Source organism: Natronomonas sp. (assembly GCF_047616845.1).
GTDB lineage: Archaea > Halobacteriota > Halobacteria > Halobacteriales > Haloarculaceae > Natronomonas.
Genome location: NZ_JBLGBY010000031.1, coordinates 1 through 25,466 on the forward strand (window position 1 = coordinate 1; position 25,466 = coordinate 25,466).

Genomic DNA, 25,466 nt, shown 5'->3' on the forward strand with positions numbered 1-25,466 from the left:
GGCGCGATGAGCCGGTCGTAGTCGAAGCCGACCGGGACGATGTGGGTTTGCATGGGTACGCGTTCGCTACAGGCGCCTAAAAAGGCGGGGAGTCGGCGAATTCAGTCCGCTAGCTCGAAGTAGAGGTCGGTGTCCTCCTCGGGTGCCTGTGCGGTGAGGGCGGAGACGCCGGCGGTGACGACCAGCCCTACCAGCATACAGTACAGCGAGATGCCCCAGCCGAAGTAGGCGTCCGAGAAGAGTGTCATCGACCCGACGGCCGTCTCGGGGAGGAAGTTGAACGCGATGTAGACGAGCTGCGGTGTGAGCACGCCGGCGAGCATTCCCTGCCGGGTCGTCTTCCGCCAGTAGAGGGCGACGATGACGGGCAGGGCCAGTTGTGCGAAGCCGCCGAAGGCGAGGTCGCCGATGTTGACGAGGACGGAGCCGACCGACGCGCCGCCGAAGGCCTCGGCTTCCGCCCAGATGCTCGCAGCGAGGGCAGCGAGGGCGAAGACGGCGACGCCGCCGCGGGCCAGGAAGTCCTCACGGCGTTCGGAGATGGCGTCGTTGATCATCGGCCGGTAGACGTCGCGGGTGAAATACGACGACCCCGAGAGCAGCATCGAATCCGAAGAGGACATCATCGCGGCGATGGCGCCGGCGATGACGAGCGCGGCGAACCATGCCGGCGTGTATTCACCCAGCAGGACGGGCAGGATGTTCTCGCCGGCGCCGATGTCGGCCTGCAGTCCGAGCCCTTTCGCCCACGCGCCGAGGATGAACGCGGGGACGAAAAGCAGGAGGACGAGGACGGGCCACAGCGCGAAGGAGCGTTTCAGCACTTTCTCCGAGGCGGCGGCGAAGAAGCGCTGATTCACCTGTGGGAACATCGCGACGCCGAAGGCGATGGAGATGGCGAAGGTGAGCATCGTCTGGAGCGTGTAGAAGCCGCCGCCGAGCGCGAAGAAGGCGGGCGCGTCGGCTTCGAGGCCAGCGTTGATCGTCGCGATGCCACCGTCGACGGCAGTGAGCACCCACAGAAGCGCTGCCCACACCATCGTGAGCATGAACGCACCCTGGAGCGTGTCCGTCCAGGCGATGCCGCGCATACCGGCCAGCACGACGTAGATAATCATGAAGACGGTGATGAGCGCGGCGCCGCCCCAGAACGGAACTGCGCCGTCGGTGAGCGAGGCGAGCGCGCCACCGGCACCGATCTGCTGGAGCATGACGTAGGGGAACAGCCAGAACAGCGAGACAGCGGCGACAAGTGCCCGGAGCGACGCGGAGCCGAAGCGGTCGCCGAGCATCTCTCCGAGTGTGACGTAGCCGTGGCGCTGGCCGAGCAGCCACTGCTTGTAGCCGATGACGTACCACAGAATCGCGAAGATGATGCCATCCATCAGCCCCATGACGAGAATCCATTCGGGGCCGAACGCGTAGGCGGTGTCGGGACCGCCGAAGAACGTGAACGCCGACAGAAGCGTCGCGAACACGGTGAACAGGAGGACGACGGTGCCGAAGGTTCGCGAGGCCAGATAGAAGTCCTCGGCGGTGCGTTCGGTCAGGCGGTAGGCGACGAGTCCGACCGCGAGCGCGACGAGCAGATAGCCGACGATGATGCCGAGTTGCAGCGTCGCAGTCATGAGTCCTCACCCACAGTTCGGCCGCCGCGGTCGGTGATGCCGATGCCCCATGCGCGCTTCGTGAACAGCCAGAAAGTGACCGATGCCAGCGCCATCCAGCCGATGTGCCACCACAGCCACACGGGCAAGCCGGCTGCGGTTCGGCTGTCGCCCCACAGGAACCACGGGATGGCGAACACCATCAGTACCGCCAGCACGGCCGCCCAGCCGTATTTCTCCACCGTCGAGACCATCGTTGGGCGCGGATATCAGTCGAAGGCTCCTAAAGTTTGCTAACCATACACAACCACGGTCTGTCGAAGAGGATTCTTCTTCAATACACGCGCGTCCCGTTCGGTACCTCCCGTTCCGGCTGGAGGTGGACGACGTTGCCGTCGCCGTCGTCATCGGGCGCCGCCCGACTGCCTGCGGGATCTCGTCCCGCGCTGTCGACGCCGGTGACGAGACACTGACTCTCGAAGCCCGCGATGTTGACGGTGCCGAGATTGACGACGGCGACGACCTGCCGTCCGAGGAGGTCATCGGGGTCGTAGAGGGCGGTCAGGCCGGCCGCCGACTGGCGGGCCTCCTCGCCGAAATCGACGGTGAGTTTGTACACGTCCTTTCGCGCTTCGGGGAACGGGTCGACGCTCGTTATCTCGCCGATGCGCATCTCGACGTCCTCGAGGAACGTCGTGGGGTCGATGTCGTCTTCTTCGATACCCATATCCGGTCGTCATCGGCATCGTACATAAACGGCGGCGGATACCCGCCCGCATAGTTTATATATAAAACGTGATGTATTTAAAACGACCATGGGGTCGCTCATGGATTCACCATCACCATCCACGCCCGGCGACGGGCAGTTCATCAATGCAAGACACAGCCAAATACCTCGTTCACGCGGACATCACAGCCAACGGAGTCGTCGAGCGGTCGGACGTCGTGGGGGCGGTCTTCGGACAGACCGAGGGCCTCCTTGGCGACGAACTCGACCTCCGGGAGCTACAGGACTCCGCGAAGGTCGGCCGCATCGACGTCGAAATCGACTCCCAGAACGGCCAGTCGTTCGGCAACATCACCATCGCGACGAGTCTCGACCAGGTCGAGACGTCTATCCTCGCAGCATCGCTTGAGACCATCGACCGCGTCGGCCCCTGCCGAGCCACCATCGAGGTGCGGAAAATCGAGGACGTCCGGGCCGCAAAGCGCCGGGAGGTCGTCGAACGCGCAAAGACACTGCTCGGCGAAGCGTTCGACGAATCGATGCGCTCCAGTCGCGACCTCGTCGAGGAGGTGCGGGAAGCCGTCCGAGTCGAGGACATCACCGAGTACGAAGGCCTGCCTGCCGGCCCCCGCGTCGCCGATTCCGACGCCATCGTCGTCGTCGAGGGTCGGGCTGACGTGCTCACGCTCCTCCGATACGGCATCAAGAACGCCATCGCTGTCGAGGGGACGAACGTCCCCGAACAGGTCGCGGCGCTGACCGAATCACGCACCGTCACCGCGTTCCTCGACGGCGACCGCGGTGGCGAACTCATCCTCAAGGAACTCGCCCAGGTGGGCGACGTCGATTACGTCGCGTTCGCGCCCGAGGGCAGTTCAGTCGAAGACCTCGCGCGCCACGAGGTGATGGCCGCACTCCGCGAGAAGGTGCCGTACGACCGCGTCAGCGATGCGGAAAAGCCGAGTTCGGTCGTCTCTACGTCACCAGGGTCAGTCGAACCGCGCGACAGCGTTGAGCCCGAGGAGCCCACGGAGCCGGTCGCCGAAGAGGCCGTCGCGGCCCCCTCGGAACCATCCGAGGAAGCCGATACCGAAGCTGAAACGGACTCCGCCACCGAGACAGCCGCCGACGGCGACGCAGAAAGCGAGGCTGAAACGGACGCAGAGCCCGAACCGGAGCCATCAGAATCCGAAGCGGCGTCCGAAACGCCGACCTCCCTGCGCGGGCACGTCCGTGCCGTCATCGGCGAGGAAATCGGCCGAGTCCGACTGCTCGACGACGAGTTCGGCACGGTCGCCGAAGCCGACGCCGACGAAGCTGTTGACCGCATCGCCGACACCGAGGCCGCTGTTTCCGCGGTCGTCATCGACGGCGAACTGAGCCAGCGCGTCCTCGACGTGGCCGCCCAGCGCGGCATCGGACAGATCGTCGCCGCCACGACCGGCGAGTTCGTCAAGCAACCGACGAGCGTCCGGGTTCGAACCGCAGACCAGCTACTCGCGGCGAACGAGGCGTAAGGCGTCGGTGCCGTCGGCGTAGAACTGTTCGACCCGCTCTTCGCGTTCGAAGCCGAGCGCCTCGTAGAACCGTCGTGCTGCCTCGTTATCCGCCGGTGTCGTGACGACGAGTGCGTCCGTGTCCGTAGCCGCGGCAATGGCCTCGACGAGTGCCTCCCCGTGACCGGCGCGTCTGTGTGCCGGCGCGACGGCGAGCTCCGAGAGGACGGTTTCCGACCCGGGAAATGCGATAGCGTAGCCGACGACGTTGCCGGAGTCGACGGCCACGCGCCCAATGAACGGCCCATCGATTGCGGCGGTGACGAGTTCCGGGTCGGCGTATTCGAGCAGCCCTTGTAGCGACCGGACGGCCGGTTCGTCGCCGGCCTGGAGCGGACGGACACTCACAGTATCACGGCGATGACCGCCGCGAAGAGGCCGGCCGACAGCGTCGCAAGCAGATTCACGCTCTGATTATCGAGGCGGTCGCCCTCGAGGGTCGCTCCGAGAACACTGTCGACGGTCATGCCGAGGAATCCGGCAGCAGTGACGACCACAACCGAGACGAGGCCGAACTCGAAGAAGATGCCACCGAGCCCGGCGATGATGGCCGACCCGACGAGGCCCGCGATCTCGCCCTGCCAGGTCACGCCGCCGTCGGTGCCGGCCTCGACGCGCTCGAAGGTCGTGATCAGACGCGGCGTATCGAAGAGGCCGCCGAACTCACTGGAGAAGGTGTCGGCAAGCGCAGCGGCGACGGCGCCAGCGAATGCAAAGCGGAACACCGTGGCGTCGACGCCAACGTGTCCGGAGGCGGCGTAGGCGACGACCGCGACCAGCGCGACCGCGGAGTTCGCGAGCACGTTCCCGCTCCCGCGGGCCCCCTCGTTCTCTTGGGCGATGCCTCGCTGGAGTTTCTCCTCGTAGCGGTATTTCGAGGCGAGGCCACCGAGCCCGAAGAACGTCACGAGCAGCGCGAACCAGCCGTACCCGCCGAGGACGACGGCAAACAGCGCCAGCAGGACGCCCGTGAGCATGCCGGTGACAGAGGCGGTGCCGAGCGCGTAGGCGACGTATCCGAGCGCGACCGTGAGCGCGAGACCGACCAGGACTCGTTCGGCCGTGGCGCCGGGCGGCTGGAGTTCGAGCAGGAACCACACGAGCAGGCCGACCGACAGCAACACCAGGGAATCGTCGCGGACGTACAGCGCCGAACGGATGAGCGCGCCGAGGAGTGCCCCGCTGGCGGCGACGAAGGCCGCGAGGAAAAGCGGCGGCGCCGTAGCTCCGAGCACGCCCACACCGAGCACGGTGCCGAGGGCGCCGACGGTTCCGACGATGGCGAACGCCGACGTCCCGATGACGGGGTCGGCGACGCGTGGCGCGACGAGTGCTTGCGCGAGATTACCCGTCGTCAGGGCGAAGACGGCCGCGACGAAGGCGGCTGTCGGCAGTCCGAAGCCGACGAGGAGGATTGCGAGGCCCGTGATGGCGAACGCGAAGGAAGCGAGCCCGTAGAGCCGGCCGCCCTCGCGGTCGGCCGTGCGTGCGAACAGTTCGAAAAGGGGGCCACCGGAGGTAGCAAGCGCAACGAGGGCGACGATAGCGAAGGGGGCGACAGTCAGGACGGCGGCCAGTTGGCCGCTTACCTGGCTGTGAACGACGGGGGCGAGAAGCGACAGCGCCCCGACGAGGAAGAACCCGACAGCACGACGTACGTCGCCAGTCACGCCCCGAGATTCCGTCGTCGCCCACTTAACCTTCCCGAAGGGGAGACCGACACGTTCAGGCACGCGGAACCGATATACCGTGTGTGGGGCTGTACGACCGCTATCTGGCCGCCCGCGTCCGCGTGAGCGACGCGACCGTCCCCGAACGTATCGCGCTCGTCATCACGGAACACGACCTCTTAGAACAGGGCGCCTACGAGACGCTCTCGGCGTTTCTGAAGTGGGCCTTCGAGACCGGCGCCGAGCACGTCCTCATCTACGTAAGCGTTCTCGATAAGGCAGCCGTTCCGACCCTTGAGAACGCGTTTTCGGAACTCGACAGCCCGCGCGACGTGGCCGTCAGAGGCCCGGACGCCGATGCGCCTGCCGACGCACCGGTACAGGTGTCCATCGGCCTCGGCGGCCGTGAGGAGTTCGCCACTGCAGTCCAACATATCGCGGAGGATGCCGCAGCCGGCGACCTCGATCCCGAGGATCTCGACGAGGCGGAGATCGAGAACCATCTCGTCTTCCAGACGCCGCCCGACCTCGTCATCAAGACCGGGGCCGAGCGGCTCTCCGATTTCCTCATCTGGCAGTCCGTCTACTCGGAACTGTACTTCACCGATGTCAACTGGCGAGATTTCCGGCGGCGGGATTTCCTCCGCGCCGTGCGGGAGTTCCAGGAACGACAACGGCGGTTCGGCCGCTAGGCCGAACCTCGACGCGCGACCATCGCGAGCGCGTCGGCGGTTCGGTCGGTGAACCGGCCTCCCGCTGTTAGTCCGCGCGCGGCTCCGTCTCTGCCGATTCGTCGATATCATCGAGTTCGCCGTCGGGGAGCGACTCGCGGAACCGACCGATGACGCGAGGCGCTTCCTGGAGTTCGGCGTCACCCACCGCCCGGAGCAGCGCCGCGGCCCGCTGGGCACGGGTGCGGCGCCACGATTCTTGGCGTGACTCGTAGGTGCGAATCGCTCGCAGGAGGTCAGCACGGGAGAACTCCGGCCAGTATGGGGTACAGAAGTACACCGCTGCCTCGTTGCCGTTCGCGTGCCACGGCAGGAAATTCGAGGTGCGCTCGTCGCCGCCCGTGCGGATGATGAGGTCGACAGCACGGGTCGGCCGGGCGGTCAAACGGGATTCGATCTCGTCGACGGTCACGTCCTCGGGGTCGAGTTCGCCGCCCGCGGCCTCGGCGGCGATATCGCGGGCGACACCGAGCAGTTCCGCGCGGCCACCGTAGGCCAGCGCGACGTTGAGATACAGGTCGTCGTACTCGGCGGTTCGTGACTCCGCGTAGGCGATGGCATCGCGAACGCGCTCGGGGAGTTGCTCGGTTTCGCCGATGGCGCGGATGCGAACCGCTCGGTCATGCACCTCCTCGCTGTCGGCGAAAGCGCGGAGCTTCTCCGTAACCAGGTCGAACAGCGCTTCGCGTTCCTCGCGCGGGCGCTCGAAGTTCTCCGTCGAGAACGCATAGAGGGTGAGTTCCTCGACGCCGAGGTCGCCACACCAGTGCAGTACCTGCTCCGTCGTGTCGGCGCCCGCGCGGTGGCCCTCGGTCTTCTCGGCGCCCTGTTTGCGGGCGTAGCGGCGGTTGCCGTCCTGAATCACCGCGACGTGGGTCGGTGCGCCGGAGAGTTCCCGCTCCAGCAGCCGCTCGTATGCACCGTCCACGAGGCGACGTACCCTGCGCAACATCTACGGGAATCGACGAGACGCAGACGGATGAGTGTTTTTGGTTTTCACCGACGGCGTCAGGACTGCTCCCATCGAATATCTCAATCCCGGCCATTGTCGGTGTGTTTACGGTCTATAGCGGCCGTTCTGGCCATACTTTCAGTTCAGCCACAGCATTTTTAACTCGGTCTTACAAATCTAATAGTTGCAATGGCGAAAGGCGTTGTCGACTTCTTCAACGACACTGGCGGCTACGGCTTCATCGAAACCGACGAGGCGGACGAGGACGTCTTCTTCCACATGGAAGACGTTGGTGGCCCGGACTTAGAGGAAGGGCAGGAAGTGGAGTTCGAGATCGAGGAGGCCGAAAAAGGCCCCCGAGCGAAGAACCTCGAACGGCTGTAAGCAGGTAGCCCACGGCACAGCACACTGACTTCGGCGCGGTGCGGACGGATTCACCCTCGTCGCGGACCGTGACCTGTATTACCCTCGATAGCGACTGGTTCGTATGAGCGACGCTATCGATGACGACCTGCTGCAGCGGACGAAAGCCCTGCTGGAACCTGGCGACATCAAGCTGAACGGCGTCATCGTTCGCACGGAGCTGACGAGCGACGAGGAGCCGACGCTGCATCAGGCCACCCTCGATATCGGCAATCTCATCGCCGAAGCGTCCGGCATCGCCCCGACCGACACCTACGTCTACTCCGGCAACGACGACGACCGATTCGGTGTGAATCAACACCAGGGGCTGACGCTTGAGGACGAGGAGTTCGTCTGGGAGTGCCAGCAGCTGATTCGAGACGAAACCTACGACATCGTCTTCTACTACGAGGCTGACGCCGACCAGGAGGCAATCGTCGGGGGCGTCGAGGAACTCGGCTTCGACGCGACTGGCGTGCGCGGCGAGTAGTTAGTCCCACTTGTCGAGGCTCAGCCACGTATCGGAGTGCACCCACGCCTCCTCGACGGTATCGTCGTAGATGCGGAGGCCGTCCATTTCCTCGATAGCTTTGTAGCGGCTGTCGATTCGGCTGTCGTCGGACGATGCCGGGGATGAGTGGCTCATATCTGCACCGTCGACAGCGATGACAAAAGACCCCCGAGACGTGTCATCCGATTTCAACAACGTTCACCACTGTTTTCGCTGTTCAATTCGCCGACGGTGTCGGGAGCGCACGGCTTATGTCTCCGAAAGCCGGACGTGCGGACAATGAGTACCGCCGCCGGACTGGGACGCGTGGATACAGCCATCATCAACGCCTATCAGGGCGGCTTTCCCGTCGTCGAGCGGCCGTTCGAGCCGGCCGCCGAGGCGCTCCGCGAGCGCGGTATCGACGTTAGCGCCGCGGAACTGCTCGAACGCGTCCAGCAGCTCGACGAAGAGGGCGTCCTGACGCGGTTCGGCGCCCTCATCAACGCCCAGGAGATCGGCGGCGCGGCGACCCTCGTGGCGATGCACGCCCCCGAAGAGCGCTTCGACGAAATCGCAGCGCAGGTCAACGACCACCGCGAGGTCGCGCACAATTACGAGCGCGCGCACCCACACCTCAACATGTGGTTCGTCGTGTCCGTGGCCGATCCCGATGAGGTCGACTGCGTGCTCCGTGATACCGAAGCGGAAACAGGCCAGGAGACGTACAATCTCCCGAAAGAACAGGAGTTCCGCGTCGAGGCGAAGTTCCTGCTCGACGGCCCGATTTCGGACGGCGACGTCGACCGTTCGGAACTCGGCCCCGACGTCGAGCCGGCCGAGCGCGAGACCCTTACGCCGGACGAGCGCGACCTCGTGCTCGAAATCCAGGACGGCCTGCCCATCTCGGAGACGCCGTACGCGGACGTGGCCGCCGAACTCGGCGTCGACACGGAGTGGGCCATCCGCACCATCAAGCGGTTCAACGCGGAGGAGAAGGTGCGCCGTGTCGGCGTCATCCCGAACCATTACGAACTCGGCTACACGGAAAACGGGATGACGGTCTGGAACGTGCCCGACGAGAAAGTCGACGAGGTCGGCCCGGAGGTGGCCGCACTCGGGTTCGTCACGCACTGTTATCAGCGCCCGCGGCACGACGGCGTGTGGCCGTACAACTTCTTCGCGATGACACATGGCCGCTCGGAAGCCGAAAGCGAACAGCGCGTCCAGCGGGTCAAAGAGACCATGGAGGAACACTGGGATGTCGGCGATGACGACTGGGATACGCTGTTCTCGACGCAGATTCTGAAGAAGACCGGCATCCGCATGGACGAACGCGCCGACGCGAACACGGAGTGACGCCGTGAGCCAGAGAGCAGACGCATGATTCCACTGTACCACGATTTCACGGACGAGACGGTGCTCGTGGTCGGCGGCGGCAGCGTCGGCGCCCGGAAAGCGCGACGGTTCGCCCGCGAGGCCAAGGTCATCGTCGTCGGCCCGGAATTTCCGGCCGACGATTACGGCGGCGCCGAACTGGTGCAGGCGGCGCCCACCCCCGAAGATATCCCGGAGTGGTTCGACCGCGTGGAACCGGTGTTGGCGGTCGCAGCCACCGACAATGAGGCGGTCAACGACGCCGTCGAATCCGCAGCGAACGACCGTGGCGTGCTCGTGAACCGTACCGACCAGTCCGGCGCCCGCGATGCGGGAAGCGTCGTCGTGCCCGCGACGGTTCGGGACGGCGATGTCTCGGTCGCCATTTCGACGGGTGGCGCGAGCCCGGCGCTGTCGAAGGAACTCCGAAAGCGTATCGAGGACGAAATCGACTGCGCAGGCGTGTTAGCCGACCTGACTGCCGAGGTTCGTGCCGACCTGAAACAGCGAGATATCGACCCGGAGACACGACGGGACGCGGTTCGGGCGGTGGTGCAGTCACCGAGAGTTTGGAAGGATTTAGGTACGGGAAGATACAAGACACGACGAGAAGTAGACGCCATCGTCGAATCGACGTTGGGTGAGCAAGAGTGACGACAGGAACAGGCATCATCGCAGGCGTCAGCGTTTCATTCAGCCACGCGAGCGTCGACCAGATCGAATCGGCGTTCGCAGAATCGGAGCGCGCGGCCGTCGAGACGCTCCTTGGTCACGACGGCATGTCGGAGGCGTTCGTCATCCAGACGTGCAACCGCGCGGAGGCGTACGTCGTCTCGGACGACGCCGAACGCGGCCACGATGTGCTGGAGTCGTATCTCGCCGATGTCGATTCGGAGGCCATCCGCGAACTCGGTCACGAGGCCAGTCTCCGACATCTGCTTCGTGTCGCCTGCGGCCTCGAATCGCTCGTCCTCGGCGAAGACCAGATCATCGGCCAGGTGCGTGAAGCCTACGAGCATGCCCGTGGCGCGGGTGCTATCGGGCCGACGCTCGACGACGCCATTCTCAAGGCGCTTCACGTCGGCGAGCGCGCCCGAAGCGAGACGAAAATTAACGAGGGCGTCGTCTCGCTGGGCTCTGCGGCCGTCCGTCTCGCAGAATCCGAACGCGACCTTGAGGACGCCACCGCTGTCGTCGTCGGGGCCGGCGAGATGGCGACGCTCACGTCTCGGGCACTGGCCGGCAGCGCCGACCGCGTTATCGTCGCCAACCGCACGCTCCCCCACGCCGAACATCTCGTCAACGAACTCGACACCGAAGGGTCGGCTGTCGGTCTCGCGGCCCTCCCGACGGTGGTCGAGAAAGCTGATGTCGTCGTCACCGCGACGGGCAGCGACGAGTACGTTCTCGACCGGGACGCACTCGAATCGGCGGGCGAGACGCTCGTCATCGACATTGCCCAGCCGCGAGACGTTTCGCCGGCAGCCGACGAGGTCGCCGGCGTCGACGTATACGACCTCGATTCCATCGAATCGGTGACCGACGAGACGCGCAAACAGCGCAAGGAAGCCGCCGAAGCCGTCGAGGCGCTCATCGATGAGGAGTTCGACCACCTCATCAGTCAGTACAAGCGCAAACGCGCCGACCAGGTCATCGCGGCGATGTACGAAGGCGCAGAGCGGATGAAGGCCCGCGAACTCCACACCGCGGTGTCCAAACTCGAGGCCGAAACCGACGGTGAGGTCTCCGAGGCAGAACGGGAAATCCTCGAATCGATGGCCGACGCCCTCGTCGGCCAGTTGCTCTCGGCGCCGACCAAGAGCCTCCGTGATGCCGCCGAAAACGACGAGTGGTCGACGATCAACACCGCCCTCCAGCTGTTCGACCCCGGCGCCGACGACGGCCACATGGACATCCCTTCGATTCCTGAAGGCCCCGAAGGCCTTCCAGAAGAGATGCGTGAGCAGATGCCCGCCCGCGTTCTCGATCAGTTGGCGACCGACGACGACTGACCCTTCTACATCGCCACGTACGTGTGCGTGTCTTCGATTCCTTCGAGTGACTGGATGTTCGTCGCGGCGATGGTTTTCACGTCGGCCGGTGAGCCGACATCAACTTTCGCGATGATATCGACGTCACCGGCGACGATGTGGGCGGAGACAACGCCATCGAGCGCCTCAATATCCTCTTTGAGTTTGTCGGCTTCACCGGTGTAGGCTTTCACCATGATGTAGGCGACGACCATCTCAGGCACCTCCCTGTGCGACGGCACGGCTCGTCTCGCCGACGATGATCTGTTCGACATCGCGCAGAACGCTGAAATCGGCGATGACGACGACCGTGTCACCGGCCTCAAGCGAGACGTCTGCGTCGGGGAGTCGGAGTCGGTCGTCGGATTTGCCGAAGGCGAGCACGCGCGCGTCTGCGGGCAACTCCAGTTCCGAGAGGGTGTAGCCCCGCATCGGCGAGTCGCGCGTGACCGTTAGCTGGACGAGCTGGAGGTTGTGTGCGATGTCGGCGACGGCGCGGACGCTTCCGCCAACGAGGGCGTTCTTGGCGGCGATGGCGCCGAGTCGCTCGGGGTAGATGACCTCGTCGACGTCCGAGGAGTATTTGCTGACGACGTACTCGCGGTAGTCGTCGTCGACCCGGAGCACCGTCCGGCAGTCGTTGGCTTTCGCGATCATGCAGGCGATGAAGTTGACGACGATATCGCCCGTCAGCGCCGCCACGCCGTCGGCGTTCGCGAGGTCTTGGGACAGAAGCGTCTGCTCATCGCTGCCGTCGCCCTGGACGGCCTCGAACCCCTGGTTCTGCAGCCGGCTGACCTTCGTCTCGTCCGGCTCGATGATGACGACCTCGTGGTTCTCCTCGCGAAGCACCCGGGCGGTTCGCATCCCAACCCGGCCGGCACCAACGATAACGAATCTCATGCTATCCCATACAACGACCGCACCCAATAATGTTACTCCGTGGCATGATGCTACGGAATCGCGGGCAATCGCGACGTTCGGGCCGCCGCTTTCGGGAAAGTTTTTTCGCTACGCTCTGTGAAGGAGTACCATGGTTCACGCCTTTATCATGGTGACGGTCGACACCGGCCACGCCGAGGCGCTCGTCGAGATGGTTCGGGCCTTCGACCACGTCTCGGATGCGAACGTCATCGCCGGCAATTTCGATATCGTCGTCGAGGCTGACGCCGGCGAAGTGTACGACGTCATCAACTCCGTTGCGACCCGGATTCGCGGCCTCGATGCCGTCACCGACACGAAAACGTACGTCTGCCTGGAGTGACGCTTACTCCCCGTTCTCGTAGGGGTCGCCGTGTTTCTCGATCCACGCCGTCAGCTCCGCGTGCTGTCGTTCGAGCATCGGCGGCCGCTCCTCATACACCGATTCGAAGAGCGCTTCGGGGGCGCGTTCGGCGTCTTCGGCGGCTCTGCGCGCTGCATCGAACGCCGTCTCGGCCGTCTCACGCGCTGACTCGACGAATACCGCATCGATGATGTCTGCCTCGCGGAGATATTCCTCGAAGCGGTCGAGGGGGTCGCGGGTGCGCCAGTCCGGAAACTCAGCACGCTCCTCGTATCGCTCGGGGTCGTCACTCGTTGTGTGTGGCCCCTGCCGGTAGGTGAGACTCTCGACGAGCACGGGTGACCCCTCGCGGGCAAACTCCATGGATTTCGCGACGATCTCGTACACTGCAAGTGGGTCATTGCCGTCGACACGGGCCTTCTCGATGCCGTAGGCGTCGGCTTTCGCGGCGATGGTCTCGCTTTTCGTCTGCCGGCCCTCGGGTGTCGAAATCGCCCAGCCGTTGTTCTCACAGAAGAACACTACGGGCGTCTCGAAGACGCCCGCGAAGTTCAGCCCCTCGTGGAAATCGCCCTCCGAGGTCGCGCCGTCACCGAAATAGCAGATGACGGCCTCATCAGTATCCCGATAGTTCGCGGCCATGCCCAGCCCCGTCGCGTGCGGAATCTGGGAGGCGATAGGCACCGCCTGCGGTAACACGGGCACGTCGTGGTTCGAGCCGTACTCGGGAAAGCCGCGGCGAAACCGGAGGATATCGGCCATGGGGACGCCACGGGTCAACTGCATCGCGTTCGAGCGATACGTCGGGACGAGCCAATCGTCGTCGGCCATCGCCGCCGCGGCACCGACCTGTGAGGCTTCCTGGCCGCGAAACGGCGGGTAGCCGCTCATCCACCCCTGCCGCTGGAGGGCGAATACGCGCTCGTCGAAGACCCGCGCCCGAACCATCTCCGAGAGGAGGTCACGCGCGAGGTCGGCGTCGATCCGGTCTGCCGACCGCTCCCCGATGACGCGATGCATACACGGCTTCTCGACGGCCGCCGGCATAGCCGTGACGCCTCCATGGAGACAAAGCAAAGAGTCTCGACCCCATATTCGGGGTATGGTCTCTCCGTTCGAAGCCGCGGGTCTGCTCGTCCTCGTCGGCCTCAACACGCTCATCGCGGCGGTACTCACCCGCGCGTTCCGCGTGCGCCTGAACACGCGGTGGGGCGGCGCACTCTACACGCTGCTGCTTACACCGGTCGTGTTGACCGTCGTCACGCTCGTGCTTGGCCAGGCACTCGGGCCGAACCTCGGCGCCCCCGCCACCGTCGTGGGCTTGACCGTCCTCCTTCCCTTGACCCTCGGCATCGCGTTCGATTACTTCTGGATGCCGTCGCCCGAGGAGGTCGACGTCCCCGACACGCTCTAACTAGCCTTCGTACTCCAGCAGATCCGAGATGACCTGTTCGGCCGCGGCGATGACTTTCTCCGGCGACTGGGTTGCGTCGATGCGGACGAACCGATTCGGCTCGGATTCGAGCAACCGCTCGTAATTGTCCTGCACCTGTTCGAGATAATCGACCGTCTCGAATTTGTTCGTCGCGCCCGCGCGATCGGCGCCGGTTTTTGGCGGTACGTCGAAATACAGCGTCGCGTCCGGCTCCCGGGTGAACGGCTCGTGGATGCCGCGGACGTACGCCATCGGCTGTTTGATGACGCCCGACAGCGTCGCACCCTGGTAGGCGTACCGAGAGTCGGAGTAGCGGTCGGCGATGACGATATCTCCATCGTTCAACGCCGGCCGGATTACCCGGGAGAGATGGTCGGCATGGTCGGCCGTGTAGAGAAACAGCTCGGCCAGCGGGTCGGCCTCGTTGTCGCCGATGGAGCGGTTCACCGCGTCGCCGTACCACGATTCAGTCGGTTCGCGGGTGAAGACGGTCTCGGATTCGGGGAGGCTGCCGTGGAGCGCCTCCCAGACCGTCGTCTTCCCGCTCCCGTCGATTCCTTCGAGCGTGATGAGCATGTTCGGGGCGTCGGTTCGGGCCCATATGAGTTGCCGGGTCTGCCCACGCCGTCAGCGCGGGACGGCGCCGGTACCCCGTTCGACGCTGCCGAGTTCGAAATGCCCCTATGAGACCCGGACGCCGCCGTAGGGGTCGGCTTCGAGCAGCAACGACCCGTCGAGGTCGGCGTGAACGGGACATTAAGGGTGAGTTCGACGGTGTCGAAGGCGGTGTTCATAGCTGATTGATGAGTTTCCCGGCGCCGTGTCGAACCGGGTCGACGGCCGGTGCCCCGATGTCTCGCTCGTACTCCGTGATGGCGCGCTCGCTGGCCTCCTCGTCCAGTTCGTAGGTGTTCAACGCGCCGCCGAGGAGCTCGGTGGACGTGACGCCGTCCGCGAGGTCACGATACAGGTCGACCACCTCGCCGGGGTTCGGAATCGAGAACGATTCGTAGCCGTGAATCGCGTCCCGACCGGCCTCGTGACAGAGGACGAGATAATCCGGCATCGCACCGTGGAGGATACCGCAGGTAACCGCCGAATAGGCCGGGTGGATGATGGAACCCTGCCCCTCGACGAAGAGGTAGTCGTGGTCGTCGGCTTTCTCTTTCAGCATACGCTCGACTGCACCGTTGGTAAAATCGCTGATCGTGCGGTCGATAGGGATGCCCCAGTCGGCGATCATGATGCCGGTCTGTCCGGTGGGGATGAAGCCCGCGTCCAGGCCAGCCTCGCGGGCCGCTTCGACGAGTTCGAGCGTCGTCGTCATCTTGCCAGTCGAGCAGTCGGTGCCGACCGTGAGGATGATTTCGGCATCGAGGTCGCGGGCCACACCCTCGGCGACCGTCAGATCGTCCGTCGGTTTCCGGATATCGCGGAGTTCGGCGCCGTGTTCCTCGGCCAGCGCGACGAGGCCGTCGTCCTCACTGAGGAAGTAATGGAGCCCGGCGATGACGTCGGCGCCGCGTTCGATAGCGCTGCGGACGTCCGGGCGCCAGGACTCCTCGAAGCCGCCGCCGATGGGCGCGATACCGACGACGAGGGCGTCGAATTCGGGGGCGTCGTCGACGCTTTCGACGACCGGGACGTCCGATTGCTCGATATCGGGCAGGTGGTCGCCGACGGTCGTTCCTGTCGAGTCACGGTCGAGGACGGCGACGACGTCCTGGTCGCCGTACCGGAGAATTCCGACCGCCGTTTTCGCGCGGTCGGGGAACTGTTCGTGGGCGAGAACCGCGATGCGCATACGCCCTGCGAGACAGCGGCCGATAATAAACGCACCAGTCCGTCAGAGGCCGTAGAGCCGAACCGACCAGAAGTCGTCGAAGGCGTCTTTCAGCGCGGCTTCGGGTTTGCCGGTCGCGTCGACCGCAGCCGTCACCTCGGCGTCGTCGAACTCACCGATGAGCCGGCGGTCGCCGACGACGTAGAGGCGGTCTGTGTCGACTTCGGATAGCGCGTCCTCGCATTTCTCGACGTGCTCGGCGATCTGCTCGTCACGGAGGCGCTCGAAGCGTGCCTGCGAGAAGCCCCCCTTCGAGTGGTCGCTTTTGACGTCGCTCGTGAAGCCCTCGTAATCGACGCGTTCGTGGCCTTCGTAGACGCCGACTGCGAAGGTATCCGAGCGGACGAGCGCGAGCGCGAACCGGCCGCTCGGCTGGAGCCACGACCGTTCCACGCGGGGGGTGTCGTCCCACTCGACGAAGGGATCGGGCGCGATTGGCGGCCGAAGCGCGGTCGCGAGCAGGCCCGTATCGTCAGCGTAGACGAGACACGGCGCGGCCCGCGAGACGAGCGCGCTGTGGCTGCCGAGCAGGTCGGCGACGGCTTCAGGGATCTGCTCCTCAACGAACGCCGAAAGGACGCTCTCGGGGCCGCTGTCGAAGGATTCCAGCCGCGAAAGCGCCCGGTCGAGGCGGTCGCCCCGAACCGTCTCCTCGTGACGGAAGCCGATTTTGACCTCGGGTTCGCTCTTGCCGACCTTTCCTTCGAGATCGGCGATACGGTCTTCGAGGCGGTTGATACGCTCTTCGGCGTTCTGTCGCTCGCGGACGGCCTCCCTGCGGCGCTCGCCTTCGCCCTCGAGTTGCGCTTCGAGATGGTCGCGCTCCGCTTCGAGTTCCTCGATTCGCTCTTTCAGTTCGGTTCGGCCGAGGAGGTCGTCGAGCATCGGCGAACCGACGGCGCGGCGTGCCTAAAAGCCCGCGGCCCCGTCGCCCGAGGAAGGGTCGCTGTCGACGCCGAGCAGTTGGGCGGCGCGGTCGGCCTTCGCGAGTAACACTTCCCGGAGTGTTGGAGGGTTATCGACACCCGTCGCTGGTAGGACAGTTTCGGGTAAGGCGATGGTACGGCCGGGGACGCCGTCGGCGCCGTGGACGGGGACGTGGGCCGTGCCGATTTTCATCACGAGTGGCCCATCGTACTCCTCGTCGTACAGCTGTTCGTTGACCTGTTCGTGTTGCTCGCGGTGCATCACGGCCTGGTGGCCACCATGGGGCTCGACGTAGAGCCGACCCAGGTAGTAGCCGCTTGAGAACCGTTCGAACATGCCGCTACCTGTGTGTCATATGTTGACACGCATAAGCTTTGTCCGGAATCCTCTTGTCGTCGCGCAATCAGCGCGCTTCGTTCTCCCAGTTGACACGACGACGGCAAATCGACAACGAGCGGGACTCATTGCCGCCTGAACGCTATTGGACTGTCTAAACTCGTCTTGATTCGTACTGAACGGTTAGAACGGAGGGTGGGCTTTTACGAGTAGGAGGACTGAGTAGCAGGTGATGAGAACAACTGCCGTGGGCGCTGGCCTCCTGCTCGCGTTCGTCCTGGTGGCGGCTGCCGCCGTGGGCGGCGTGGCTGCGGATACGACGCAGGCCGACAACGAGACCGAGGCGAACGCCTCCTTTGGGGCGGAAGTCTCCTCGTTCATGCAGGCCAGCAGCGCCGAGACGCAGGGTGGTGTCGACGATGGGATGTTCGACGCCGCTCTCAACCGGACTGACGACCCCGAAGAGCGCCGCGCCCTCATCGAGAACAGAACCGAGCGGTTACAGGAACGCCACGACCGACTCGCCGAGCGCCGTCAGGCGGTCAACGCCTCCGGTGAACCGGGCGTCCGTGAGTACGCCGTCGCGACACAGGTGACCGTCGGCGCATCGAGCCTGGAGCGCTCCGTCAACGAGACTGAACAGGCCGCCGAAGCCGCGGGCCTGGATTCCCAGCGACTCGAAACGCTCCGGACGAACGCGCGCAACCTCACCGGCCCGGAGGTAGCCGAACTCGCACGTGGGCTCGCAAGCCCACCGTCAGCTGCCCAACGCGGCCCGCTGGGAAACGTGACTGACGGCGAGACGCCAGGCATGCCCGACGTGCCGGGTGCTGACGGCAACGAGACCGCCCGCAATTGGTCAGCTGGCAATGGCGACCGCGCGGAAGCCACTGACAGACAGAACCGGACGAACGGCGGCGGCGACGATTCAGGCGCAGACTCCCCGTCCGATAACGGTGCTGGCAACAGCGGTTCCGATTCGACCGCCGACGGCAGCGCCGGCGACGCCGGTACCGAAACGAGCGGCTAAATCGCGTCACCCTTTTTCGTTCTCGGGCCGAACACCTAGCAAATGGACTCGGCGGCGCTTCTGGATCTGCTCGGCAACGAGAACCGTCGACGAATCCTGCGACTCCTCGCGCGCAAACCCTGTTACGTCACGGAAATCAGCGAATACCTCGGTGTGAGCCCGAAAGCGGTCATCGACCACCTTCGAAAACTGGAGGATGCGGGCCTCGTCGAATCCCACGTCGATGACGGCCGTCGCAAGTACTTCTCCATCGCCCGAAACCTCCGACTCGAGGTCAACGTCTCACCGTACGATTTCAGCACGAAAAGCGCCTACTCCGCGTCGCCGAACCTCGATATCACCTCCTGGCGGTACGTTTCGCTGGATATCAAACACACCGGCGAGGAAGACGAAGAGGCCGACGAAACGGACGCCGAAGCTGAATCCGATGCCGACCCCGACTCGGAGACGCTCCCCGACCTGGCCCACGACCTCCGGGAGCTCGAACGGCTCGAAAACGAGCTGTCGATGGCCCAGCGATGGGTACAGGGCCGTCTCACGGAGACGCTCGACCGAATCAGCGCCCACTTCGAGGGCGTCGATGGCCGCTTCTATGCAGAACTCATCCGGGGGCTCGCAGGCGGCCCAGCGACGCCCGAACAGCTCAGCCGCCGCGTCGAAGCGCCGCCGGATGTCGTTGCCGACGCCCTGGAGGGGTTATCGGCCCACGACGTCGTCAAACGTGATGGCGACGAGTGGCAACTCGTGTAGCAAGGGTCGCAGCTCGACGCTATTCTGCCGCCGCCGCGATGCCTGTGAATACGCTCAGGGAACGTCGCGCGTCAGGCCGTCCCGGAGGTCACGGCCGAAGTAGGTACCGAGAAGGCCAGCCGCAGCACCCACAGCGCCGCCGAGGAGGGCGACCGAGACACCGAAGCCGCCGAGAACGGCGACGAGCGCGATGTCGAAGAGGGTACTTGCTCCGGCGGCGAGGCCGCCCGCGACGGTCGTTTCGGCGTAGCGGCGCTCGTCGAGCACGAGGCCGAGCAGGAACGCCACGACGAACACGCCCAGGAGACCGCTTCCGGGGAGCGGCACGAACGCGCTCGCGGCGAACAGCCCACCGGCGGACGCGACGAGCGCGATGGCGAAGTGTCGCGGCGAAAAGAGGCGCTTCGCGCGGCTGCCGACCCGAGACCGGAGGCCACCGCCCGTTTCCGCGCTGGAAGTCGTTTCAGCGGCGTCGTCTTCTCCGGCGTCGATGTCGAACTCGGTCGTGATGTCGTCGGCGTCGCGGCCTGCCCCGTCTCGCGTCCGGGTGCGGTCGCGGCTCATACGTCCTTTCGGGACGCCAGCGGTATCGGTCTTTCCCGGAAAGGGAGCCTTTCAAGTCCGCCGGCCCGGTAGCCGGGAGTATGAACCCAGGGGATCGCGTCCACGTCGACCGCGGCGCCGCCACCTACGAGGGCGTGCTCATGCCCTCGACGACCGCCGACCACCTTGTTATCAAACTGGAAGGCGGCTACAACGTCGGCGTCGACCGCAAGGACGCCGACGCCGAACTGCTGGAGACCGACGTCCACGACGTCGAGGAAGCACAGGCCGCCGAGGGGATCTCCGAGATCACCTTCGAGGAGGAGTTGCCGACCATCGCGCTCATCTCGACCGGCGGCACCATCGCCTCGACGGTCGATTACCGGACGGGCGCTGTGACCGCGCAGTTCGACGCCGAGGACGTCCTCCGCGCCGTGCCCGAACTCGCCGGGCGGGCGAACTACCGGGGTCGCGTCGTCGCCAACATTCTCTCGGAGAACATGACGCCGGAGGTTTGGGCGGAACTCGCGGAAGCCGTCTATGAGGAAATCGAGAACGGCGCCGATGGCGTCGTCGTGATGCACGGCACCGACACGATGCAGTACACTGCCTCAGCGCTGTCGTTCATGCTCGATACGCCGGTTCCTGTGGTCTTCACCGGCAGCCAGCGCTCGGCCGACCGCCCCTCCTCCGATAACGTGATGAACGCCGTCTGTGCCGTCGAGGCCGCCAAGGCCGACCACTCGGAGGTGCTTCTCTGTATGCACGCGACCGAATCGGACGATTACTGTGCGCTCCATCGCGGCACGCGCGTTCGGAAGAACCACACCTCCCGGCGGAACGCCTTCGAGACGGTCGGCGCGAAACCGCTCGGGAAGATCGAGTGGGAGACCGGCGACCTCACCTTCCGCCGGCCGGCGGCCAACCGCGGCGCCGACGACCTCCATCTCGCTGCCGACCTCGATACGGACGTCGAGCTCGTGAAGTTCGTCCCCGGCACCTCGCCCGACTTCCTCGATATCGCCGACGGAGCCTCGGGCGTCGTCCTCGAAGGCACGGGCCTCGGCCACGTCAACACCGAATGGATCGACCGCATCGACGAACTCGTCGACGACGGCACGACCGTCGTGATGACGAGTCAGTGCCTGGAAGGTCGCGTCTGCGACCGCGTCTACGATACCGGCCGTGACCTGCTTGAAGCCGGCGTCGTTGAAGCGGGTGACACTCTCCCTGCGACGGCGTACGTCAAACTGATGTGGTCGCTCGCGAACGTCGGGAGCGTCGAGGAGACGATGCGTCGCCCCATCGCCGGTGAACTGCAGGAGCGTTCCGTTCCCTGGACGTGAGCTGAGATGTCGGAACGCGTGTCGGTACGGCAGGCCTGCCACGACGACCGCGACGCCGTCGTTGCGTTCACTCAGGAGACGTGGTCGCGGGTCGGGGATTACATCCCCCGCGTGTTCGACGAGTGGGTCGAAACCGACGGGCCGACTCAGCGGACGTTCGTCGCGACGGTCGACGACCAGCCCGTCGGCATCTGTCAGGGCGTGCTGCTCTCCGACCACGAGGCGTGGGCGCAGGGCATGCGCGTCGACCCGGAGTTCCGTGGCCGAAACGTCAGCCCGAAACTGACCGAGGCCGTCTTCGAGTGGGCCGCAGACCGCGGGGCGACGGTCTGCCGGAACATGGTCTTTTCGTGGAACGCCGCCGGCCTCGGGCAGTCCCGCTCGATGGGCTTTACCCCCTGCTGTGAGTTCCGCTGGGTCGAACCCGAGGCCGACGCCGACGCGACAGCGGAGACGGACACTGATTTTGAGGTGCGGACGGACGCGACGGCCGCCTGGAGTGCGTTTCACGGCAGCGACGCCTACCGGGCACTCTCAGGACTCGGCCTCGATCTCGAGGAATCGTGGGCGCTCGCCGAGGTGACCAAAGCGCGCCTCGAAGACGCCGAGACGGCGTTTGCCATCACGGACGGCGAGCGTGCCCGCGCGATGACCTACCGGACGCGAACCCTCGAACGGGAGAATGACGACGGCGAGGAGGAGACGTGGGCCGAATACGGCGTCGGCGCGTGGACGGACGACGACGCTTTCCGTGCACTCGCCGCTGCGGTCTCCCGAGATGCTGCCGAACAGGGCGCCGAAAAGGCGCGCATCCTGGTACCTGAAACGCCGCGGCACGTCTCCGACGCCGCCTACGGTCGCGTGTCGTTCTCCGAGGAGCCGGATTTCGTCCTCGAGCGTGACCTGACGCGGTATTAAGCGTCCGGACACGAATCTCCGCCTGCAGTAGATTCATGGGGGCACAAGCCGCGATTCGGCTATGTCCTGGGAGACAGTCCAACTCGAGTGGGACGACGATGTCGCGACACTGACCGTCGACCGACCCGACGCGCTCAACGCACTGAACGTCGAAACGCTGGAGGCGATGCTCGAAGCGCTCGAGGAAGCCGCCGACGGTGACGCCCGCGCGCTCGTTCTGACGGGCGCCGGTGACGCGTTCATCGCCGGGGCTGACATCAAGTACATGCAAGACCTCTCGCCCGAAGAGGCCCAGGAGTGGAGCGAACTGGGCCACGAGGTCGCCGATGCCCTGGAGGCGTTCCCCGCGCCGGTCGTCGCCGCGGTCAACGGCTTCGCCTTCGGCGGCGGCTGTGAGATGGCACTCGCCTGCGACCTCCGTATCGCCGGCGAGTCCGCGATTATCGGCAACACCGAAATCGACCTCGGCATCATTCCGGGGTACGGTGCCACGCAACGCCTTCCGAAGGTGGTCGGCGACGAAACCGCCCGGCGGATGATCTACCTGGGTGAGCGTCTCGACGCCGAAACCGCCGCCGAGGAGGGGCTGTTCGGCGAAGTCGTTGCCGACGGTGAGCTCGACGACCGGGCGGCAGAGCTGGCTGCCGAACTGGCATCGAAGCCCGCCTTCGCGCTTCGGGCAGCCAAACAATCCATCAATCAGAGCCACGAAAGCGGACAGGCCGCAGGTCTGGAATACGAGAAGCGGGCCTTCGCCGGCCTCTTCGGGAGCCAGGATCAACGGGAGGGGATGGCCGCGTTCGTCGAAGACCGCGACCCGGAATTCGAGTAAGCGAGCGACGTTTGCGGCGCGGACGGGGCGGCTCTATCGGCTGCCGCCGCTGACGGGCGGGAACAAGGCGAGTTCGTCGCCTTCTTCGAGAATAGTATCGTACCCGTCATCTTTCACGAAGGGGTTGTGGTCGTTCCGCAGCACGCGGATGTGGTCGCGGATCTCGCCGTTCTCATCGAGCACCTCGTCTTCGAGCTCGGGATGGGCGGAGAGCAGTTGCTCGAACGCCTCACCGAACGTGTCGCCGGCCTCGGCGGGCACCTCGACGTGTTTGGTGCCAGCGGCCTCGCCGAGATTGGCGAACAGTCGCCATTCCATGTCCGGAAGTCGGCGGCCGTCCCCCTTCAGGCTATCGACGGCGGCAGCGGCGGCGAACGCAACCCTTACCGCTATCGGTACGGAACGACGGACAATGCGCGACATCTTCGAACTCCGGGACGCCGACGGCGCTGGCCGCATCGGCGACCTCGAGGTTCCACGGGCCGGCGTCACCGTCGAGACGCCGGCACTGCTGCCGGTCATCAACCCCCACCTCCGAACGATTGCCCCGGCGACGCTGGAATCGGAGTTCGGTGCGGACGTCCTCATCACGAACGGCTACATCTTCTACAAGAGCGACGAATACCGCGAACGCGCCCTCGAAGAGGGCCTCCACGACCTGCTCGATTTCTCCGGCGCCATCATGACCGACTCGGGCTCGTTCCAGCTCTCCGAATACGGCGAAATTTCGGTGACGAACGAGGAAATCCTCCAGTTCCAACACGATATCGGCTCGGACATCGGCACGCCCATCGACATTCCGACGCCGCCGGACGTGGGCCGCGAGCAGGCCGAAGCGGAACTCGAAACCACACAGCAGCGGCTCGAAGCCGCCGAGGACGTCGGCGTCGGCGAGATGCTCGTCAGCGCGCCCGTCCAGGGGTCGACGTACCCCGACCTCCGTGAAGCCGCGGCAGAGCACGCCTACGGGACGAGCCTCGACGTGTTCCCCATCGGCGCCGTCGTTCCGATGATGAACAACTACCGCTACGGGGATATGGTTGAGGCCATCCTCGCGGCCAAACGCGGCCTCGGCGCCGACGCGCCCGTCCACCTGTTCGGCGCCGGCCATCCGATGATGTTCGCCCTGGCCGTCGCCGCGGGCTGTGACCTCTTCGATTCGGCCGCGTACGCGCTGTACGCCCGCGATGGCCGCTATCTCACCGTCTCCGGCACCGACCACCTCGACGACCTCGATTACTTCCCCTGTTCGTGTCCGGTCTGTGCGGCGCATACGCCCGACGACCTCCGGAATGTGGGCCAGGACGAACGGGAGGAACTGCTCGCCCGCCACAACCTCCACGTGAGCTACCGGGAGATCCGGACGGTCAAGCAGGCACTCAGGGAGGGCAATCTCTTCGAGCTCGTTGAGCGCCGTGCGCGCGGCCACCCCTCGATGGTCGACGGCTACCGGGCGCTTCTGGACGCTGCCGACCAGCTCGAACGGAGCGACCCCGTCTCGAAGGGGTCGTTCTTCTATCTCTCCGGCGAGTCCGCACGCCGTCCGGAGGTACTGCGCCACCACGAACGCCTCTCGCGGCTGCCGGTCGAGGGCGACCGCGTGCTTTTGTCGGAGGGCGACACCAACGACCGCTACGACGAGACGTGGCGACTCCAGCCGCCGTTCGGCCCGTTCCCGTCGGCGCTATCGGACAGCTACCCGCTGACCGCCCAACTCCCCGACCGGCTCGATGTGAGTGCCTACACGGCCGCCGCTGATGGCGTCCGTGCGCTGGCCGAGGCCAACCCGGGCACCGAGTTCGCGGTCGGCCACTGGGCGTGGCCCGAAGCGGCACTCGAGATGCTGCCCGAGGACGTCGAGACGCTCGTGCTCGGCCCCGACAGCGTCCCGCCCGAGGAAGCCAGCGATGACGGCGAGTGAGCGTCCTTTCGAATCGCGACGCCAGCCGACGACCGAACCGACGAACAGTTACCGCCCCGCCGCGGAACGACACCAATGACCGAGTATTTCGAACTTCACGGCCGCGACGGCGCCGCGCGCCGCGGTGAGTTGCGGCTCTCGGAATCGCTCACCACGCCGGCGCTCGTCGATGACGTACTCGAAGACGCGGGAAGCCTCTGGCACGAAGAGCAGGCGGAGCCCGAGGGCGACGACGCGGCGCTGACGGTGTTGCCGCATCGGTCGCTCCCGCGGGGAACCGAACAGCCGGTCGCCGAGGCCTTCGCCGTCGACTACCCGAATGTCGACTATCCGAGCGCCGCCGTCGTCTCTCCGGAGACGGCCGACGATTACGGGGCCGACGCCTACCTCCTCGGGGGCGCGCCGGGCTACGCGGGCCACGCCGAGGCGTTCGTCGACGCCGTCCTCGCCGTTCGCGACGCGACGCCGGACGACACCGCGCTGTATCTGTCGGGCGTGGCGACGCCCGCGAACGCCGCGACGCTCGTGTATGCCGGCGTCGACCTGCTCGACGAGAAGCGCGCTCGTGCCCGCGGTTTCGAGGGCTTCTATCTTTCGACTGACGGCGAGGCGTTCCTCGAAGACCTCGACGAACTCCCCTGTGCGTGCAGCGCCTGCCAGACGCCCGTCTCGGAGTTCTCTCGGGCCGATTGTGCCGAGCACAACGCCAACGCCCTGCGCGCGGAACTGGCCCGCGTTCGCTACCGCATCTCGGAGGG

31 protein-coding genes and 1 pseudogene are annotated in these 25,466 nt (G+C 65.6%); 16 read left to right on the plus strand and 16 right to left on the minus strand.

Annotated elements, in window-relative coordinates; all coding sequences use genetic code 11:
* Window positions 1–101: 101 nt before the first annotated feature.
* From ACI8UR_RS07655 to ACI8UR_RS07665, 3 genes are all read right to left on the minus strand, one after another.
* Window positions 102–1,628 carry a sodium:solute symporter family protein gene (locus ACI8UR_RS07655; RefSeq protein WP_415087726.1) on the minus strand — a complete coding sequence of 509 codons (1,527 nt, stop codon included), beginning with the start codon at window positions 1,626–1,628 and terminating at the stop codon, window positions 102–104.
* Window positions 1,625–1,861, minus strand: coding sequence for a DUF3311 domain-containing protein (locus tag ACI8UR_RS07660; RefSeq protein ID WP_411714665.1), 237 nt, complete (start codon window positions 1,859–1,861; stop codon window positions 1,625–1,627). Before ACI8UR_RS07660 ends, ACI8UR_RS07655 begins: the two co-directional genes overlap by 4 nt.
* Before the next feature lie 80 nt (window positions 1,862–1,941).
* Window positions 1,942–2,334, minus strand: coding sequence for a tRNA-binding protein (locus ACI8UR_RS07665; protein ID WP_411714664.1), 393 nt, complete (start codon window positions 2,332–2,334; stop codon window positions 1,942–1,944).
* A gap of 146 nt (window positions 2,335–2,480) precedes the next feature.
* Here ACI8UR_RS07665 and dnaG point away from each other — a divergent pair, with 146 nt between their 5' ends.
* A complete protein-coding gene (gene dnaG / locus ACI8UR_RS07670; protein WP_411714663.1) occupies window positions 2,481–3,851 on the plus strand; it encodes a DNA primase DnaG in 1,371 nt (456 codons plus the stop codon).
* Here dnaG and ACI8UR_RS07675 read toward each other — a convergent pair.
* Window positions 3,828–4,238, minus strand: a complete 411-nt coding sequence (locus ACI8UR_RS07675; RefSeq protein WP_411714662.1) for an N-acetyltransferase family protein — start codon at window positions 4,236–4,238, stop codon at window positions 3,828–3,830. The two genes, dnaG and ACI8UR_RS07675, sit on opposite strands and share 24 nt — an antisense overlap.
* Window positions 4,235–5,560 (minus strand): DUF92 domain-containing protein, encoded by a 1,326-nt coding sequence (locus ACI8UR_RS07680; protein ID WP_411714661.1) that lies wholly within the window; start codon window positions 5,558–5,560, stop codon window positions 4,235–4,237. The genes ACI8UR_RS07675 and ACI8UR_RS07680 overlap by 4 nt, the downstream gene beginning before the upstream one ends.
* 83 nt (window positions 5,561–5,643) lie before the next feature.
* On the opposite strand from ACI8UR_RS07680, the gene ACI8UR_RS07685 reads away from it, so the two are divergent.
* Window positions 5,644–6,252: an undecaprenyl diphosphate synthase family protein gene (locus ACI8UR_RS07685; RefSeq protein ID WP_411714660.1), complete on the plus strand. Its 609-nt coding sequence runs from the start codon at window positions 5,644–5,646 to the stop codon at window positions 6,250–6,252.
* A gap of 67 nt (window positions 6,253–6,319) precedes the next feature.
* Here ACI8UR_RS07685 and uppS read toward each other — a convergent pair whose 3' ends face one another.
* Window positions 6,320–7,243 (minus strand): polyprenyl diphosphate synthase, encoded by a 924-nt coding sequence (uppS, locus tag ACI8UR_RS07690; RefSeq protein WP_411714659.1) that lies wholly within the window; start codon window positions 7,241–7,243, stop codon window positions 6,320–6,322.
* Between the two features lie 189 nt (window positions 7,244–7,432).
* Between uppS and ACI8UR_RS07695 the strand changes: the two genes are divergently transcribed.
* Both ACI8UR_RS07695 and ACI8UR_RS07700 read left to right on the plus strand, forming a co-directional pair.
* A complete protein-coding gene (locus tag ACI8UR_RS07695; protein WP_178288972.1) occupies window positions 7,433–7,627 on the plus strand; it encodes a cold-shock protein in 195 nt (64 codons plus the stop codon).
* Between the two features lie 103 nt (window positions 7,628–7,730).
* Window positions 7,731–8,135, plus strand: a complete 405-nt coding sequence (locus ACI8UR_RS07700; RefSeq protein WP_411714658.1) for a DUF5778 family protein — start codon at window positions 7,731–7,733, stop codon at window positions 8,133–8,135.
* Here ACI8UR_RS07700 and ACI8UR_RS07705 read toward each other — a convergent pair whose 3' ends face one another.
* A complete protein-coding gene (locus ACI8UR_RS07705; protein WP_411714657.1) occupies window positions 8,136–8,291 on the minus strand; it encodes a hypothetical protein in 156 nt (51 codons plus the stop codon). It abuts the gene before it with no gap.
* A 144-nt stretch (window positions 8,292–8,435) separates the two neighbouring features.
* Between ACI8UR_RS07705 and ACI8UR_RS07710 the strand changes: the two genes are divergently transcribed.
* Genes ACI8UR_RS07710 through hemA form a run of 3 tightly spaced genes read left to right on the plus strand, consistent with a single transcriptional unit; the run spans window position 8,436 to window position 11,524 of the window.
* A complete protein-coding gene (locus ACI8UR_RS07710) occupies window positions 8,436–9,494 on the plus strand; it encodes an Lrp/AsnC family transcriptional regulator (RefSeq protein WP_411714656.1) in 1,059 nt (352 codons plus the stop codon).
* A gap of 24 nt (window positions 9,495–9,518) precedes the next feature.
* Window positions 9,519–10,166, plus strand: a complete 648-nt coding sequence (locus ACI8UR_RS07715; protein WP_411714655.1) for a bifunctional precorrin-2 dehydrogenase/sirohydrochlorin ferrochelatase — start codon at window positions 9,519–9,521, stop codon at window positions 10,164–10,166.
* Window positions 10,163–11,524: a glutamyl-tRNA reductase gene (gene hemA, locus ACI8UR_RS07720; RefSeq protein ID WP_411714654.1), complete on the plus strand. Its 1,362-nt coding sequence runs from the start codon at window positions 10,163–10,165 to the stop codon at window positions 11,522–11,524. The genes ACI8UR_RS07715 and hemA overlap by 4 nt, the downstream gene beginning before the upstream one ends.
* A gap of 5 nt (window positions 11,525–11,529) precedes the next feature.
* Here the strand turns inward: hemA and ACI8UR_RS07725 are convergent, their stop codons facing one another.
* Together ACI8UR_RS07725 and ACI8UR_RS07730 are read right to left on the minus strand one after the other, a co-directional pair.
* Window positions 11,530–11,757 carry an Lrp/AsnC family transcriptional regulator gene (locus tag ACI8UR_RS07725; protein WP_411714653.1) on the minus strand — a complete coding sequence of 76 codons (228 nt, stop codon included), beginning with the start codon at window positions 11,755–11,757 and terminating at the stop codon, window positions 11,530–11,532.
* Between the two features lies 1 nt (window position 11,758).
* Window positions 11,759–12,445, minus strand: coding sequence for a potassium channel family protein (locus tag ACI8UR_RS07730; protein ID WP_411714652.1), 687 nt, complete (start codon window positions 12,443–12,445; stop codon window positions 11,759–11,761).
* Window positions 12,446–12,575: 130 nt separating this feature from the next.
* On the opposite strand from ACI8UR_RS07730, the gene ACI8UR_RS07735 reads away from it, so the two are divergent.
* Window positions 12,576–12,806: an Lrp/AsnC ligand binding domain-containing protein gene (locus tag ACI8UR_RS07735; RefSeq protein ID WP_411714651.1), complete on the plus strand. Its 231-nt coding sequence runs from the start codon at window positions 12,576–12,578 to the stop codon at window positions 12,804–12,806.
* Window positions 12,807–12,809: 3 nt separating this feature from the next.
* Here the strand turns inward: ACI8UR_RS07735 and ACI8UR_RS07740 are convergent, their stop codons facing one another.
* Entirely contained in the window at window positions 12,810–13,847 is a 1,038-nt protein-coding gene (locus ACI8UR_RS07740) for a thiamine pyrophosphate-dependent enzyme (protein ID WP_415087728.1), read from the minus strand.
* A gap of 82 nt (window positions 13,848–13,929) precedes the next feature.
* Between ACI8UR_RS07740 and ACI8UR_RS07745 the strand changes: the two genes are divergently transcribed.
* On the plus strand, window positions 13,930–14,241 hold the full coding sequence (locus ACI8UR_RS07745; protein WP_411714649.1) for a hypothetical protein: 312 nt from the start codon (window positions 13,930–13,932) through the stop codon (window positions 14,239–14,241).
* On the opposite strand, the gene tmk is transcribed toward ACI8UR_RS07745, so the two are convergent.
* The 4 genes from tmk to ACI8UR_RS07765 form a co-directional block, all read right to left on the minus strand.
* Window positions 14,242–14,838, minus strand: a complete 597-nt coding sequence (gene tmk, locus ACI8UR_RS07750; protein WP_411714648.1) for a dTMP kinase — start codon at window positions 14,836–14,838, stop codon at window positions 14,242–14,244.
* A 214-nt stretch (window positions 14,839–15,052) separates the two neighbouring features.
* Entirely contained in the window at window positions 15,053–16,066 is a 1,014-nt protein-coding gene (locus ACI8UR_RS07755) for a DUF1611 domain-containing protein (protein WP_411714647.1), read from the minus strand.
* A 42-nt stretch (window positions 16,067–16,108) separates the two neighbouring features.
* Window positions 16,109–16,990, minus strand: a complete 882-nt coding sequence (locus ACI8UR_RS07760) for a Vms1/Ankzf1 family peptidyl-tRNA hydrolase (protein ID WP_411714646.1) — start codon at window positions 16,988–16,990, stop codon at window positions 16,109–16,111.
* A 24-nt stretch (window positions 16,991–17,014) separates the two neighbouring features.
* The gene (locus ACI8UR_RS07765) at window positions 17,015–17,368 is read right to left on the minus strand and encodes a DUF5802 family protein (RefSeq protein ID WP_411714645.1); all 354 of its coding nucleotides are present in this window, start codon (window positions 17,366–17,368) and stop codon (window positions 17,015–17,017) included.
* Between the two features lie 232 nt (window positions 17,369–17,600).
* Between ACI8UR_RS07765 and ACI8UR_RS07770 the strand changes: the two genes are divergently transcribed.
* Both ACI8UR_RS07770 and ACI8UR_RS07775 read left to right on the plus strand, forming a co-directional pair.
* Window positions 17,601–18,398, plus strand: a complete 798-nt coding sequence (locus tag ACI8UR_RS07770; RefSeq protein WP_415087729.1) for a hypothetical protein — start codon at window positions 17,601–17,603, stop codon at window positions 18,396–18,398.
* A gap of 42 nt (window positions 18,399–18,440) precedes the next feature.
* Window positions 18,441–19,148 (plus strand): ArsR/SmtB family transcription factor, encoded by a 708-nt coding sequence (locus ACI8UR_RS07775; RefSeq protein ID WP_411715611.1) that lies wholly within the window; start codon window positions 18,441–18,443, stop codon window positions 19,146–19,148.
* 54 nt (window positions 19,149–19,202) lie between these two features.
* On the opposite strand, the gene ACI8UR_RS07780 is transcribed toward ACI8UR_RS07775, so the two are convergent.
* A complete protein-coding gene (locus tag ACI8UR_RS07780) occupies window positions 19,203–19,712 on the minus strand; it encodes a hypothetical protein (RefSeq protein WP_411715610.1) in 510 nt (169 codons plus the stop codon).
* Between the two features lie 80 nt (window positions 19,713–19,792).
* On the opposite strand from ACI8UR_RS07780, the gene gatD reads away from it, so the two are divergent.
* The 3 genes from gatD to ACI8UR_RS07795 all read left to right on the plus strand — a co-directional run bounded on the left by gatD (window position 19,793) and on the right by ACI8UR_RS07795 (window position 22,787).
* Entirely contained in the window at window positions 19,793–21,037 is a 1,245-nt protein-coding gene (gatD, locus tag ACI8UR_RS07785; RefSeq protein ID WP_411715609.1) for a Glu-tRNA(Gln) amidotransferase subunit GatD, read from the plus strand.
* 6 nt (window positions 21,038–21,043) lie between these two features.
* Entirely contained in the window at window positions 21,044–21,955 is a 912-nt protein-coding gene (locus ACI8UR_RS07790; protein WP_411715608.1) for an N-acetyltransferase family protein, read from the plus strand.
* Window positions 21,956–22,016: 61 nt separating this feature from the next.
* On the plus strand, window positions 22,017–22,787 hold the full coding sequence (locus ACI8UR_RS07795) for an enoyl-CoA hydratase/isomerase family protein (protein WP_411715607.1): 771 nt from the start codon (window positions 22,017–22,019) through the stop codon (window positions 22,785–22,787).
* Between the two features lie 33 nt (window positions 22,788–22,820).
* On the opposite strand, the gene ACI8UR_RS07800 is transcribed toward ACI8UR_RS07795, so the two are convergent.
* Entirely contained in the window at window positions 22,821–23,105 is a 285-nt protein-coding gene (locus ACI8UR_RS07800) for a ubiquitin-like small modifier protein 1 (protein WP_411715606.1), read from the minus strand.
* A gap of 94 nt (window positions 23,106–23,199) precedes the next feature.
* Between ACI8UR_RS07800 and tgtA the strand changes: the two genes are divergently transcribed.
* Window positions 23,200–24,708 carry a tRNA guanosine(15) transglycosylase TgtA gene (tgtA, locus tag ACI8UR_RS07805; protein ID WP_411715605.1) on the plus strand — a complete coding sequence of 503 codons (1,509 nt, stop codon included), beginning with the start codon at window positions 23,200–23,202 and terminating at the stop codon, window positions 24,706–24,708.
* A gap of 75 nt (window positions 24,709–24,783) precedes the next feature.
* Window positions 24,784–25,466, plus strand: a pseudogene (locus ACI8UR_RS07810) (tRNA-ribosyltransferase); the annotation flags it as partial.